The organism is Methanosarcina horonobensis HB-1 = JCM 15518 (assembly GCF_000970285.1).
In the GTDB taxonomy this organism is placed as follows: domain Archaea; phylum Halobacteriota; class Methanosarcinia; order Methanosarcinales; family Methanosarcinaceae; genus Methanosarcina; species Methanosarcina horonobensis.
Genome location: NZ_CP009516.1, coordinates 2,790,793 through 2,804,223 on the forward strand (window position 1 = coordinate 2,790,793; position 13,431 = coordinate 2,804,223).

Genomic DNA, 13,431 nt, shown 5'->3' on the forward strand with positions numbered 1-13,431 from the left:
TTAAACCTTCAACTGTGTAAAACGTGACTTTAGCAGTTGTCCATAGCTCTTGATCTTGAACCTCTAGTGTGCAAGTTATAGCATGCTTTTGTAAATATAGATCTCTCTTATTTTTGCTCTTATGTGTCTTATCAGGGCACTATATGTTATGTCAACAATGCTTATCTTTGTAATGACAAATTAAATAGCCTACAAATAAGCCTTTAACAAAACCAATTAAACCAACTCCTACAACAACACCAAAAGCTATTTTTGCAGCTTTTTTGAATAGTCTTTTAACCCCATCCATCGATACACCTCGATTAATTTAATTTTCGATTTATTTTTCTTTATTTTTTATTACTCTTTTTTATTGCTCTTATATAATAATAGATGCGTAAGTATATTTTGCTTTGCTTAGTGTATTGATGAGATCTGCATCCTTTAAGGCGTATACCTACCATACACATATGCCTAGAAGCCACGTAATTTCCAGGGCTATCGCTCGTAGCCAACCGGATCAAACATATCCTGAAAGGCTTCACAGCATAATTAAAATGAGTAAAGCGAATACTTTAAACCTGCATTCTTTACTTCCTTTAGAGCCTTTCGACTATGTTTCCTCGTTGTGCCAGATCTGGCACATCGACATCAATATTCAGGTCTTCGGGATAATTGTGGAAGGCTGACGCGAACATACCCGTTGCTTGCAGCGGGGTGCGCCAGCGCAACTTTGATTCTTGCGCAGGTCTAGGGATAAACTTGATCTCGAATTTGGATGTAATTTAATGTGACGTGTTTTATCTACCCTGAAAGAAAGTAAAAAAATCATTCACAGCCTTTCCATGTTATATATGCTTCAACTATTTCCTGCCCTTCCAGAAATACAAGTCTGTTATCTTTACCGTATTCTTTTGCCTTTTCTTTGGAGAGAGCTTTTCCATTATAATTGTCCAGCATTTCGCAGACTACCATTGCAGGGGTAACGCCTGCCATATGGGCAAGGGCAATTGAAAGTTCGGTCTGCCCTTTGCGTTTATCCAGAAGCCCTTCGGCAGCTCTCAGGAGCGCCACGTGACCGGGAGTCCTGAACTCGTCTCCAAAACGAACTCTGTTTCCGGAAAGGCTTTTTTCTGTTATTTCTCCGATTTTCCGGATCGTAAGGGCTCTTTCATCATCAGGGATGCCTGTCCTGGTATTCCTGTGATTGACCCAGAGAGAAAAGGAAGAATGAGAATCGTATTTAAGATCGCCGTCCTTTTCTACCACTTCTCCAAGAACATCGCTGGTTTTGCTTGCTTCCCTGACGAGTTCTGCCATGAAAGGCAGTTTGAGTTGTTTGGATGCCACAGGGTCTACTGCCACGCAGATCAGACCGCCTGCATCTTTTCGCATCCATTTCACATCTTTAAAGGTGACCGCTTTTGCAGGGATCACAAGGTCAGTTTCTCCTTCCCTTGAATCCGAATCATAAATCTGGATCATCTTTCCGACCAGAAGTGCTTCCAGTGCCAGATTGATGTTTTCGTTTCTATACGTAAGACAATCGTAAACCGTATTTCCGTTCATTTTTGGCTCTCCATACCCTGTTTTTTTACCTGTACTACAACTCTGTCCCCATTGTTCAAATCCAGGGCATCCCTTAGCTTTACAGGTGCAATAATCTCAATCAAATCAACGGATAATGTGTTCTTTCAGGGGCCACTATAGCGGCCTCTATACCACCCACGACAACAAGATAGCATTTCCCGCCTCCGAATGTACGTCCTCCGTCATTGAAGCCTTCTATATAAATAACAGGCAGTTCCAGTAAGCGATTTCGAAGAATCAAACTGGTTTCCAAAAGCTTTACATTTAGAGTTCCAGAAAAAGAAGTGAAATGTAATTTTTCTTCAAATTGCCTTTTGTACCTGGGTATATTTACATAAAATTTCAGGATACAATACCTTATTGTTTCTCTTTCGCATCCTTTGTAAATTACATCTGCTATGTTATACAGGTCATTGCTGCATTTTGCGTGGTCTAGCTGAAGGTTTTTGAACTCATTTTATAACTTCATGCCTCTATTAATCATTTCAGTTTCTATATCTTCAAGCAAGGTTTTGAGATCAATCCTAACTTTGGTTAAATAAGAATCAGAAGTGTTTATAAATCCTTTATCAACTGCATGAGATATTCGTTCTAACATTTTTAGCCTTATATAGTTGAGGGTATTAGGGTCTGGAGGCCTAAAATGTTCAAATTCATTATCTCCCATTGTTTTTTAACTCCTCAGATTTTCAATGATTACAGGAACGCAACACATCACAATTTTTAAAAGAATCAAAGGGAGAATTTAGAGAGGTAGTCTTCTTTTGCACTACCTCTTTAAGTCCTCTTTTGTCTGAGAATTGCAGATTTCCCAGGCCGCATAATTTTAATCATTTTTGGTTATTGAAGTTTCGCTTAAAAGGTCCTTTAAATCCTTCGGGAGCTTAGAATGTTTTTCAGCTAGTGTTGAAACTATAAATTATCCATCCCCCGAAGAATACACAGAACCTTATAATCTCAAAATTATGATTTTTACAGAGCATAATTTAATTTTCGATCAGAGCAATTTCTTTCCTGCGCCAGGACCGGGAGCACACTGGAAGACCTCACTAATCTTGACTTCTATAAGGTTCTTTGCAGGAAGTCCGGGCTTTGCTGCATGCACAATTCCCTTCATTTTATCAAACTTCTCTCCGGAACTGATAATTTCCGCTTCGCCCTTTATCTGGAAGCAGCCGCCGGTTTCCGGCCCCCATACATAGACTGCAACATTCGGATTTTCTTCCAGGTTTACCAGGGATTTGACCATGAAATTGTCTACAATCCAGATTGTTTCATCATCCACAAGCTGGCAGAACCCAATAGGCACTACATTTGGAATTCCATCATTTGAAGCCGTAGCCACAGGAAAGATCTTTACCTTTGAAAAGGCAGTTTTCATCTCTTCGCTTAATTTTACTATAGTAATCACCATCAAGATGATTGCAGTATATATTAATATAGTTAAGCGTTAGAATTCTGTATCTAATTTTATTTGTGTATTTTAATGACCTTTCATTACACTGCCAACAAAGATTAGGATTTTTTGATTTTTTTTACGCTTTTAATCAATACTTACTTATATGTAAGTAAGTATTGATTATAATAAGAATAGATTTCAAGATGGCATTTCAAAATTCAAATAATTTGAGCTAAAATCTCATAACCTGTTGTAAGAGGTAGAATGAAATCTACGGTGCACAATAAAAGGAGTATCTTATGAATAGTGGTTATGAACAAATTTATGAAAGCCTTATACCCAAATTGAGCAAATGCGATTTTTTAGAAGTTGCCGAACGGCTTGGTCTGTCACTTCAGCCTGACGGTTCCCTATCTGTCAATTTTCTTGGCCGAGAATACGAGATTAGTTCCCGCGGTGTTAATCCGACGGACGGTAAACCGGTTAATGTCAACAACCGCAGTGTGCTGGCTTACTATACATTGTCCAAAGGCGTGGGCGAACCTGCATTTTCATTTGTACCGATTTCTTATCTTGCTGGCAAAGGAATAATACTCAGCACAGATATAAAATGGATAACCGATCCGCTCGGTAAAACATTCTGTGGTAATTATGCAACATTCAGCGAAACCTTGTGCAGATTTGGTGGGGTTTTTAACGGCAAGCTGAAATCGGGCGGCTATTCATGGCTTCTGAAAGCATTGCCAAAAATCCCTCTCCAAATTGTTTATTATGATGGAGATGATGAATTTCCTTGCGAAGTTCAGATTTTGTTAGATAAAAATGCTTCGCTCTTTATGGAGTTTGAATGTCTGGCTTTTTTAGAGGGATGCCTTGTAAGAGCGATGATTATGACCGCCCAAATGGGAAATATAGCCGGAGGGGTGTAAGTTCCCGCCTGTTTGAGTGTTGAATCCTCTGGAGGACTTTAAATTGAGTAATACCAGTCTATCAGCAAGTATCAAGAACAAAGCTCTGGAAATAGGGTATGATTTGTGTGGAATTACAACAGTGGACTTGATGGAGGAATATGCATCCCATCTTGATGAAAGAATCAGGAGTTTTCCTGAATCGCGTGCATTATATGAAAGCCTCTATCCCATGGCTTTTCCACAAAAAAGTATAGAGTGGATCAAATCAATTGTTGTTTGTGTAGGGAGATATGGGAAATACGGTATCCCTGAGGGACTTGATAACTATATAGGAAAGGCTTATCTGGTCGATGGAAGACTTAAACACTCAAAAGAATACTCTCGAAAACTTGAGTTCGAAACTTATTTGACTGAGTTAGGGCTTAAGACTGCTTATTCTATTGTCCCTGCTCGCTTGGCTGCAGTTAGTGCCGGTCTGGGGCGTATAGGCAAGAACAACTTCTTCTACACAGAAAAATATGGGTCCTGGGTCTTTATTGACACATGGGTGATCGACTCTGAAATGGAATATGATGAGCCTACACGTTCCTTAAATTGTCCTGAAGGCTGTAACAAATGTGTCGATTCCTGTCCTACTAGAGCTTTAAACAAGCCTTTATCAATGAATAGAGGAAAATGCATTGCTTAACTTACGAATGGGATGGACTTGCAGACTGAGGAATTAAAAACACAAATGGGAACTTGGATATATGGATGTGATGTCTGTCAGAACGTATGTCCGAAGAATAAAAACAAATGGGAAGAAAAGGAAGATTTTGCTGGTCTTTCCAATGTAACACAATATCTTTCACTGGAGAGTATATGGAGAATGGACAAAAACACTTTCCTTGAAATAATTCAGCCCAGATTCTGGTATATCGGACAGGATGGTTTATGGATATGGAAATGTAATGCTTTGAGAGCTATGGCTAATAGTGGAGACAAGAACTATCATAAATATATCAAAGAAGCTGTAAAAGAGCGTGATCACAACATTCGGAATATGGCGCTTTGGGCCTGCCAAAAACTTGGAATTTAATGTATGAAATGCAAATAGCAGCCTATCTCATCCGATAAATTGAGGAACTAATTTTTATATGGATGAGAACTATTCAATTACTTATTTACAGATCAATTACTTATTTACATGTACAAGTGTTGTTATGAAAGCTATAAACGAGACTAATCAACAGATACTCTACTATGCAAGGAATTTTTTGCAATGTAGGGGTTATAATGGGTTTAGTTACAAGGATATTTCTCAAAAATTGGGAATAAAGAATGCCGCAATTCATAATTATTATCCCAAAAAAGAAGATCTAGTTGCAGCCTTGCTCGAAGACAGCAGAAAGAACTTAGCTGCAAATATTGCTCAAATAGTGGAATCCGGAGGCTCAGCCCGTGAGCAGCTTCAATACTATTTTGATTACGCACTGAAGGAGTTTGATGAAGGCAAAAGTATCTGCCCTCCAGGCTCGGTGATACTTGATTTTGAAGAACTTCCGGAGAAGGTTAAAAAGCAAAATCTGTTGCTGCTGGATGATATCTTGACCTGGATTTCCAAAGTTCTTAAAACCGGTCTGGAACAGGGAGAGTTTAGTTTCTCCGATCCAGTTGAAGCACGTGCAGAATTGGTAGTTGAAGTCTTAATGGGTGCCAGGCAACTATCCAGTATTAAGGGGAGAAGAACGCTTGTTAGATCCATCTCTCTAATTAAATCCGATCTTGGGTGGAAAGATTGATTTTTTTTCCGAACTATCACTTACTTATATATAAGTAAGTATGCCATATTAATATAGTTAATTTATTGCTCAAAAAATCGAGGTTTTATAGTAAACATAAAGAGAGTACATTCTGAGGAGACATCTTATGCCTATCATGAGTATTATTTCATGCAAGATAATGCAGGATGAAATCGTTTGGATTCTTGAAAATGACTCTTCGATTAATGAGATTATTGTAGTTGAAAACGAAAATATCCGGGAATTTACAGAAAAGCTAAATAAAGTAAACCTTCAGTATAAAGTGTTCCCTCTAAAAGATATCTCCTCACTTCCCGAAATCAAAAGTGAATGCGAGAAATATACTGTTCTGATCCATCTAATGAAACTGGGCCTTCACAGTAATCCTAAAGAGTTGAAAAACAAAGTATATGAGATTATAAACATCCTTGCCCCTTTTTCTTCCGGAATTTTACTCTTTTACGGCTTGTGTGGAAATGTGATGGGAAATGTTGAAAAAGATTTTGAGGTTGATTCTCTCCCATGCACGGTTCGTATTCTTAAGGATAAGAATCACAGAATTGTAGATGACTGCATAGGAGCTACTGTGGGAGGGGTCAATAACTATCTAAGAATACTCAAAAGTGTTAGTGATGCTGGAACATATCTTTTCACTCCTATGTACAGCAAGGGCTGGAGGGAATTACTTCAACTGGATAGGCTAAATAGAGACCCAGCCAAAGCGTTGAAACTAATGAAAAAGACCCATGAAATGATCGGTTACAAGAGGGTTGCAAAGATTAATACCGGGCTTGAATATACTGAAAATTTCGATGCTTCTATTCGGGAATTTGCAGAATTATTTGATTTCGAAATCTTGGAATTTGATGACGGGAATCAGAAAATTTTTGAAGATTGTTATAACGAACTCAAAGTGGAAATAGGGGCGAATAAAAGTGATTGAACAACTTTTTGTATTCACATATGGGTAGTGAGCCTATGCCTGTACTTAGCATAATTGCTTGTGGAATGCTTGAAGACGAGCTAGTACATGTATTATCAAAAGACTGTGAACTTAAACAACTAATAACTGTGGAAAATCAGGATAATTCAGGTCTCCTTCACAAACTTAAGTTGAAAAATTGTGTTCCTAGAAGAGCTTTTCTGGATAGGGTTCCAATGCTTCTTAAAGATGAAGGCCGTCCTGATTTAAAAGCACCTGCAAAATTTCTGACATTATTTCCCTTTTTCAAAAGAATGCTTGAGAAAAGGAAACTAAGAGAAGAGAAAAAGGTAACTGTTGTAGTAAACCTTCTTAGCATGGGTTTGCACGCGAATCTTGAGACCTTGAAAACTGAGGTGTACAAAAACATTAGGGAAATGGCTCCTTTTTCTGACAGAATCCTGATTTTTTACGGTACCTGTGGGCATACATTTGGTAAAATGGAAGAAGACTTTGCAGAGCTTAGGTGTCCGCTTTCTTTTCTGAAGGATAAAAACGGAGAGATGATAGAAGACTGCATCAGTTTAGCTCTTGGAGGAAATGAGGCGTATGCCAGATGCATGCTCGAATTCAGAGGAATGGGCACAATTTATCTGACTCCTATGTGGGCTTCGAGCTGGAAGCGGCTGGAAAATAAAGCTAAGGGTCGAGATTTCAATAATAAGTATTTGAAAAACTCTCTTTATTGTACAGCTGCAAAAATAGATACCGGACTTGTGAATAATTCTGAATTTAATGCTAATGTTAAGGAATTTGCCTGTAAATTCGATATGAAAATTACTGACCTTAAGGGAAGTGTAGAAATTGCAGAACAATCTTATCTTGCTGCTCGAAACGCTGTAACTGGAAAATAACCAATTTGCTGATACTTCATTCCCTCAAGTCTTAAAAATTATATATGGTTAATTTCATAAATATAATTGGATAAATATTTATAAATTGCTAGGCATTAGGGATTTACCTATGATCACGTTTACGTCAATTCTATTAGACAACAGGATAAGATAAAAAGATTTAACATAACTATTAATGCCCTACTTTAAAGCAGGGTTGGGGAATTATTATATCTATTTTTAACCTGCCGGATAAGGATGAAACGGAGATCCAGATGCGAAAACGGATCGCTGAATTGGAAAAAGCCAATCAAGAGTTACGTGCCGAGAATATGGCACTGAACCGGGATATCTCCAAGCACAAAAGGGCTGAGGAGGGACTGTGCAAGAGTGAGCATCACTTCAGGCTGAAGCTTGAGGATAACCTCTCACCTACCAGGAAGGCAGAAAACCTTGAGCTGGCCGAAATTATTGATATTCAGGCAGTCCAGTCCATCATGGATGATTTTTATAAATTTGCTCACATTACCATGGCCTTACTTGATCTCAAAGGCAATGTTCTGATAGGTGTTGGATGGCAGGAGATCTGCACCGAGTTCCATAGGGTTCATCCCGAAACCTGCAGGCACTGCGTAGAAAGTGATACAAAGCTGTCCACAGGCGTTCTTCCGGGAGAGTTTAAGCTCTACAGGTGCAAAAACAACATGTGGGACATAGTAACTCCTATCATTGTTGCCGGCCAGCACATCGGCAATATCTTCTCAGGTCAGTTCTTTTTTGACGACGAGCTTCCGGACTACGAACTCTTCCTATCCCAGGCTAGAAAATATGGCTTTAATGAAGAGGAATACATAGCAGCTTTAGAAAAAGTTCCACGGCTGAGCAGAGAAACTGTTGAAAATAGCATGTCTTTCTTCATGAAACTTGCCAATATGCTCCCACAGCTAAGCCATAGTAACATCAAATTGGCCCAGTCGCTGGAGGAACGAGATATTCTGGTGGATAAACTGGAGAAAAACAGTGAAGATTTCGACCGGGCTCAGGCTGTGGGGAATATAGGAAGCTGGCGTCTGAATGTCTGTAAAAACGAATTAACATGGTCTGATGAGAATCATCGTATCTTCGGAATTCAAAAAGGCATTCCTTTGACCTACGAGACTTTTCTTTCAACGGTTCATCCGGATGACAGGGAATATGTCGACAAAGAATCTAAGGCAGGGTTAAAGGGTAAGCCATACGACATCGAACATCGCATTGTCGTAGACGGTAAGATCAAATGGGTGCGTGAAAAAGCATATCCTGAACTCGATAAAAATGGAGCACTTATCGGCGGTTTCGGCATAACGCAGGATATTACTGAACGCAAGCAGGCCGAGGATGCGTTGAGGGTTAGAGAAGAACGGTTGCGTCGCATGAGCCATGCCGGCCGTATCGGTCTCTATGAGTGGAACGCCGATCGAGAGCTAATCCATTTCAGCCGCGAGGCGTATGAGCTGTACGGGTGCGACCCGAAGTCCCCGATAACTTATGAAAAGTGGCTTGAGAGAGTACATCCGGACGACCGTAAGATGGTTGAGCGCGACATTGCAAAGGCACATAAGAATGCTCGTAATACTCCCGACATTTCTGCGCGGTTCGAGTTTCGTGTAATGCACGTCAATGGGACGGTTCTCTGGCTTGAAGCTATGTCGACGTATTATTTAGAAGGCGGCGACCTGATCGCACGGGGCGCCGTGCGCGACATCACCGAGCGTAAGCGGGCCGAGGAAGCCCTTATGAGAGCACACGACACTTTAGAAGAGAAAGTTAAGGAGCGTACAGCTGAGCTTGAGAAAGCTTATAATTCTTTGAAGGAAAGTGAAAGAAGTCTTGCTGAAGCTCAAAGTTTGGCTCATATTGGAAATTGGGACTGGAACCTTGTGACTGGTGAAGTTCACTGGTCTGGTGAGCTATATCGCATTTTTGGACGTACTCCACAAGAATTCGCCGCAACTTACGATGAGTTTTTAAGTTATGTACATTCCGAAGATCGAGACCTTGTTGATACTGCCCTTAAAAAAGCTTTTAATGGAGAACCTAGTGCAGGTGGTGACTATAGAATAGTTTTAGCTAACGGGGAAGAACGTAATGTCCATACATACGCCGAGGTTATTTTTGATGAGAAAAATTCCCCTATTCGAATAAAAGGAACAGTTCAGGATATTACTGAGCGTATCAAGGCAGATAAAGCACTGCGTGAGAGTGAAGCGCGCCTGCGCAGGTTTTATGAATCCAGTATCATCGGCGTCTTTTACTATAACCTGGATGGTTCGATCACCGATTCCAACGATAAATTGCTGGAGATAATCGGCTACACGCGCGAGGACTTGCAGGCCGGACTGATTAAATGGGATAAGATAACTCCACCGGAGTACCGACATTTGGATGAGTGCGCCACCGCGGAATTGAGAGCAACAGGCGTGAACACGCCCTATGAGAAGGAATACTTTCGCAAAGACGGCTCACGCATACCAATTATTATTGGGTCAGCTACCTTCGATCAGGAGCGTAATGAAGGCATAGCCTTTGTCCTTGACATTACAGAGAGGAAAAAGGCAGAGAAAGCCCTGGTAAACCTTGAGATTACCCGTAAAAAGGAAATACATCACAGGATTAAGAATAACCTGCAGGTCATCTCTTCCCTTCTTGACCTTCAGGCTGATAAGTTCGATAATCCGAAAGTTATTGAAGCCTTCCATGAAAGCCAGAATAGAGTAATATCCATGGCTCTTATCCATGAGGAACTGTACAAAGGTGAAGGAACCGATACACTGGACTTTTCAGAATACCTTCAAGAACTAGCTGAAAATCTTTTCCAGACTTACAGCCTTAACAGTAAAAATATCCAGCTGAACATAGATCTGGAGGAAAATACATTCTTTGATATGGACGTTGCTGTCCCACTAGGAATAATTGTCAATGAACTCGTTTCCAATTCTCTCAAACATGCATTTCCTGGCAGAGACAAAGGAGAAATCCAAATCGAACTCCGTAGAGAAGAAAAGGGAGAATACAAAAAGGAAGGCAGTAAAATTACCAATTTTATTCTGACAGTTTCAGACAATGGAGTAGGCATTCCTGAAATCATTGATATTGAAGATATTGATAGCCTTGGACTTCAGCTTGTAACTTCCCTTGTAGACCAACTAGATGGGGAACTTGAACTGAAAAGGAACAAGGGTACGGAATTCATTATAAGGTTCACAGTAACAGGAAAAAGTAATCAGGCATCAGCCCTGCAACAATCAATTGAATAATACTTAGAACTTATCCAGCCAGCATAATATGGCAGAAGCCACTTATTATTGAAACTGGGGCCTATGTGAGGCTAATGTAGAACCAAGCATAGCTATTTTTCACATTATCCTCACTTCCACACACATATGCCTAGAAGCCACTTACAATGTCCAGGGCTATCGATCGTAGTCAAATGGACCAAATATATCCCTGAAGGTTCCACGCATAATTAAAAAGAGGAAATGGATACTTTAAATATGTAGCCTTTAAGGTTCTCTCCTGCTGTGGTAGGAATAAATGTAGCAGAGCTATCGAATATAGGTAACAAGATATTTCATAAAATCAACGTTATTTTTTACAGTCGACTGTGATTCAAGGATGGCAACCAGTTTATTTAACCGGTTTATTTAATCAGTTTATTTAGTGATTATTATATATAATATCGACAATATAATCAAGGATACGTATCTGAAAGAAACACGTTATTAATTCAAAACTAACTGGTAGTTTTCTATTCTGCTAAGAATTGGTGAACACTCACTTTTCGGAAAACATCATTCTCAGCCAGGAGGAAAACAGAGGAGGTAAAAGTATCAGGTGAGTACAGGTTTTAAATTACTGAAAGTTGCCGTTTGAATCGGTTGTCACTGCTGTAATAGTACACTGTTACAAAGAGTTCTTTTAAAAGAGGTTAGACTGAGGTTGAACCAGTAAAATAGTAGGGGGGGCAAAGAATGAAAAGAATACATATATTAGGCGGTCTTTTAATGGGGTCCGCTTCTGGAGTTATTGCCGGTCTGATTGCAGGAATTATGTTGAAATATCTTTACGATAAATATGTTCATGAGGAACAAATACACAAAAAACTCAAATCCATTTCCATGAAGGGCCTTAAAAAACACGAAAAGTGCCTCATAATATAACCAAAAGCGTACACCTGAAAGGAAGACACTAAAAGAATACTCCATCCAAATTCAAAATTAACTGGTAGTTTCTCATCAAGTAGAGATGATAAGCACCAATTCTTCAACTATCATTGATTTTTCAGCCAGGCACAGAGTTACAAAGAATTCTCATAACTAATTTAAATAGGTCGAGTTAGTAAAGTATTGAGGGGGTATAGAACTGACAAAGAAACATTTATTTGGTGGCCTATTAATGGGATCAGCCGCTGGGATTGTTGGGGGCGTAGTTGCCGGAAATTACGCTGAACTGGGTCGAATTCGATGCACCTATCGACAGTTCAACTGTCACCAAAGAAACAGTTATAGTTAAAAGCTCAGTGTCTGACGAGCCCATAGATGGTTTCCTTGATGCAGGTAGCAGGATTCTGATGTTCCGACCTTATGGAAAGTATCCTGTAGAAAATGGCGGAGCCAAAGTGTCTATTACTCTGATAGGAACAGGTACCGGATCTGGAGCTATCACAGATACAAAAAGTGTTCTCCTGGATGGAGACAAAGATGGAAAAGCCGGTGGGGACTTCGAATATAAGTTCAACATTATGAGATGACAAAATTTCCTGTGAAAAACTTTTCAGTTCTTCTTTTTAATTCTTCTCTTTACTTTTTTTCATTCCATTTTTTTCATAAACCCGAATAACAACATCTTTCTCTATCACCAGTTTCAATTAACCGTCTCTATAGACCAGACCTTTAACCTTCAAACCGGAGAAATGATATTTATTTCTTTTATCGGAGTTTTCCCTGTAGAGCTACATATCAACTTTTCAATTATAGCCTTACTTCAGGAAGCTTGCCTTAATTTTCATGACATGTGCATTCCCTGTCTATGTGCATTCCCTGTCTATTTGATAATCATTGTAAGTTGTGAGCGGTCAAAAATAATTAAATATCTTATATAGTTGCCGTTATATATTATGCGAGATATAGAATAGATACAGGAGTGTTAATTGTATTCCTTTCCGGATGATATTAAAAAGAATTCTCCGGCCTGGAAATTTGGGGGTATTGGATTGTTAGGAAAATATGGTAAGCTGTTGCTAGGTGCATATATCCTGAGAAAACTAAAATCAGGTAATTCTCACGAAGTTTCAGGACCTGAAAAGAACGGATTGCTGAGCAAATATGGCAAAATAATTCTGGGTGCATATTTGATGAAGAAGCTCAGGAAAGGCAAATATTTCGGAACCAGAGAGCGCGAAGAAAGCACAGGGGGATTATTGCAAAAGTATGGAAAGTTAATGCTTACTACATATGCTGTGAAAAAGTTGCGATCAGGAAAATCTCATGAAGAGGTGGAACGATCTCAACAGTATACTGAACCGTCTGCGTGCGTCAGCTCATTTTTGTCATGTATAGCAAAGAAATACGGAAAATGGTTACTGAGCGCATACCTCATAAAGAGGTTTCACCACAGAGAACCAGAAGCCGAGGAAGTAGTTGAGACAGAGACATATGAGGAGGAGAAGGGACCATCGATGATTAACTTCAACAAAATAATAATTTGTACACTTGCCGGAGTTACTGCTGTATATGCAATTAAAAAGTACAGAGCTAAACACAGCGGGCATAAAATCGAAGTGGAATAAAACCAGAGAGGATGGATCCACAGATGCACGGAAAAAGAAACTGGTCTAAGATATTATTGGGGGCGTTTGCAGGAGTTGCATTTTTATATATTATCAAAAAATATATTCACAGAAGATCCCTTCCTGCAG

At 39.5% G+C, this 13,431-nt stretch carries 15 protein-coding genes and 1 pseudogene; 11 read left to right on the forward strand and 5 right to left on the reverse strand.

The features are described 5' to 3' along the window. Positions 1–151 precede the first annotated feature (151 nt). Positions 152–289: a hypothetical protein gene (locus MSHOH_RS23815; RefSeq protein ID WP_158024147.1), complete on the reverse strand. Its 138-nt coding sequence runs from the start codon at positions 287–289 to the stop codon at positions 152–154. A 118-nt stretch (positions 290–407) separates the two neighbouring features. Here MSHOH_RS23815 and MSHOH_RS23820 point away from each other — a divergent pair, with 118 nt between their 5' ends. Beyond that, entirely contained in the window at positions 408–668 is a 261-nt protein-coding gene (locus MSHOH_RS23820; RefSeq protein WP_158024148.1) for a hypothetical protein, read from the forward strand. Positions 669–807: 139 nt separating this feature from the next. On the opposite strand, the gene ribB is transcribed toward MSHOH_RS23820, so the two are convergent. The 4 genes and pseudogenes from ribB to MSHOH_RS12280 form a co-directional block, all read right to left on the reverse strand. After that, complete coding sequence (gene ribB / locus MSHOH_RS12265) at positions 808–1,548, reverse strand: 3,4-dihydroxy-2-butanone-4-phosphate synthase (RefSeq protein ID WP_048139995.1); 741 nt, start codon at positions 1,546–1,548, stop codon at positions 808–810. After that, positions 1,545–1,978: pseudogene (locus MSHOH_RS25880) on the reverse strand (DUF120 domain-containing protein). Before MSHOH_RS25880 ends, ribB begins: the two are co-directional and overlap by 4 nt. A 48-nt stretch (positions 1,979–2,026) precedes the next feature. Then, positions 2,027–2,236 (reverse strand): hypothetical protein, encoded by a 210-nt coding sequence (locus tag MSHOH_RS12275; protein WP_048139997.1) that lies wholly within the window; start codon positions 2,234–2,236, stop codon positions 2,027–2,029. A 330-nt stretch (positions 2,237–2,566) separates the two neighbouring features. Continuing rightward, complete coding sequence (locus MSHOH_RS12280) at positions 2,567–2,971, reverse strand: pyridoxamine 5'-phosphate oxidase family protein (RefSeq protein WP_048143442.1); 405 nt, start codon at positions 2,969–2,971, stop codon at positions 2,567–2,569. A gap of 296 nt (positions 2,972–3,267) precedes the next feature. On the opposite strand from MSHOH_RS12280, the gene MSHOH_RS12285 reads away from it, so the two are divergent. The 10 genes from MSHOH_RS12285 (at position 3,268) to MSHOH_RS12325 (ending at position 13,302) form a co-directional block, all read left to right on the forward strand. After that, positions 3,268–3,897, forward strand: a complete 630-nt coding sequence (locus MSHOH_RS12285) for a DUF3786 domain-containing protein (protein WP_048139999.1) — start codon at positions 3,268–3,270, stop codon at positions 3,895–3,897. A gap of 43 nt (positions 3,898–3,940) precedes the next feature. Next, positions 3,941–4,567 (forward strand): epoxyqueuosine reductase, encoded by a 627-nt coding sequence (locus MSHOH_RS22200; RefSeq protein ID WP_052730850.1) that lies wholly within the window; start codon positions 3,941–3,943, stop codon positions 4,565–4,567. An 18-nt stretch (positions 4,568–4,585) separates the two neighbouring features. After that, complete coding sequence (locus MSHOH_RS22205) at positions 4,586–4,957, forward strand: epoxyqueuosine reductase family protein (RefSeq protein ID WP_158024149.1); 372 nt, start codon at positions 4,586–4,588, stop codon at positions 4,955–4,957. 58 nt (positions 4,958–5,015) lie between these two features. Then, positions 5,016–5,660 (forward strand): TetR/AcrR family transcriptional regulator, encoded by a 645-nt coding sequence (locus MSHOH_RS12295; protein WP_239450949.1) that lies wholly within the window; start codon positions 5,016–5,018, stop codon positions 5,658–5,660. A 127-nt stretch (positions 5,661–5,787) separates the two neighbouring features. Next, positions 5,788–6,603, forward strand: coding sequence for a DUF1638 domain-containing protein (locus MSHOH_RS12300; RefSeq protein WP_048140001.1), 816 nt, complete (start codon positions 5,788–5,790; stop codon positions 6,601–6,603). A gap of 20 nt (positions 6,604–6,623) precedes the next feature. Continuing rightward, on the forward strand, positions 6,624–7,496 hold the full coding sequence (locus MSHOH_RS12305; RefSeq protein ID WP_239450950.1) for a DUF1638 domain-containing protein: 873 nt from the start codon (positions 6,624–6,626) through the stop codon (positions 7,494–7,496). Between the two features lie 254 nt (positions 7,497–7,750). Next, a complete protein-coding gene (locus tag MSHOH_RS12310; RefSeq protein WP_048140004.1) occupies positions 7,751–10,771 on the forward strand; it encodes a PocR ligand-binding domain-containing protein in 3,021 nt (1,006 codons plus the stop codon). 714 nt (positions 10,772–11,485) lie between these two features. Beyond that, the gene (locus MSHOH_RS12315; protein WP_048140006.1) at positions 11,486–11,674 is read left to right on the forward strand and encodes a hypothetical protein; all 189 of its coding nucleotides are present in this window, start codon (positions 11,486–11,488) and stop codon (positions 11,672–11,674) included. Positions 11,675–11,943: 269 nt separating this feature from the next. Continuing rightward, complete coding sequence (locus tag MSHOH_RS12320) at positions 11,944–12,264, forward strand: hypothetical protein (protein WP_052730852.1); 321 nt, start codon at positions 11,944–11,946, stop codon at positions 12,262–12,264. Positions 12,265–12,726: 462 nt separating this feature from the next. Next, positions 12,727–13,302 carry a hypothetical protein gene (locus tag MSHOH_RS12325; protein ID WP_048143445.1) on the forward strand — a complete coding sequence of 192 codons (576 nt, stop codon included), beginning with the start codon at positions 12,727–12,729 and terminating at the stop codon, positions 13,300–13,302. Positions 13,303–13,431: the final 129 nt, after the last annotated feature.

Excerpts from the sequence above, each read along its gene's own strand:
- MSHOH_RS23815 (WP_158024147.1), bottom strand. The coding sequence starts at position 289 with ATGGATGGGGTTAAAAGACTATTCAAAAAAGCTGCAAAAATAGCTTTT.
- MSHOH_RS23820 (WP_158024148.1), top strand. The coding sequence starts at position 408 with ATGAGATCTGCATCCTTTAAGGCGTATACCTACCATACACATATGCCT.
- ribB (WP_048139995.1), bottom strand. The coding sequence starts at position 1,548 with ATGAACGGAAATACGGTTTACGATTGTCTTACGTATAGAAACGAAAAC.
- MSHOH_RS12275 (WP_048139997.1), bottom strand. The coding sequence starts at position 2,236 with ATGGGAGATAATGAATTTGAACATTTTAGGCCTCCAGACCCTAATACC.
- MSHOH_RS12285 (WP_048139999.1), top strand. The coding sequence starts at position 3,268 with ATGAATAGTGGTTATGAACAAATTTATGAAAGCCTTATACCCAAATTG.
- MSHOH_RS12295 (WP_239450949.1), top strand. The coding sequence starts at position 5,016 with ATGGATGAGAACTATTCAATTACTTATTTACAGATCAATTACTTATTT.
- MSHOH_RS12300 (WP_048140001.1), top strand. The coding sequence starts at position 5,788 with ATGCCTATCATGAGTATTATTTCATGCAAGATAATGCAGGATGAAATC.
- MSHOH_RS12305 (WP_239450950.1), top strand. The coding sequence starts at position 6,624 with ATGGGTAGTGAGCCTATGCCTGTACTTAGCATAATTGCTTGTGGAATG.
- MSHOH_RS12310 (WP_048140004.1), top strand. The coding sequence starts at position 7,751 with ATGCGAAAACGGATCGCTGAATTGGAAAAAGCCAATCAAGAGTTACGT.
- MSHOH_RS12315 (WP_048140006.1), top strand. The coding sequence starts at position 11,486 with ATGAAAAGAATACATATATTAGGCGGTCTTTTAATGGGGTCCGCTTCT.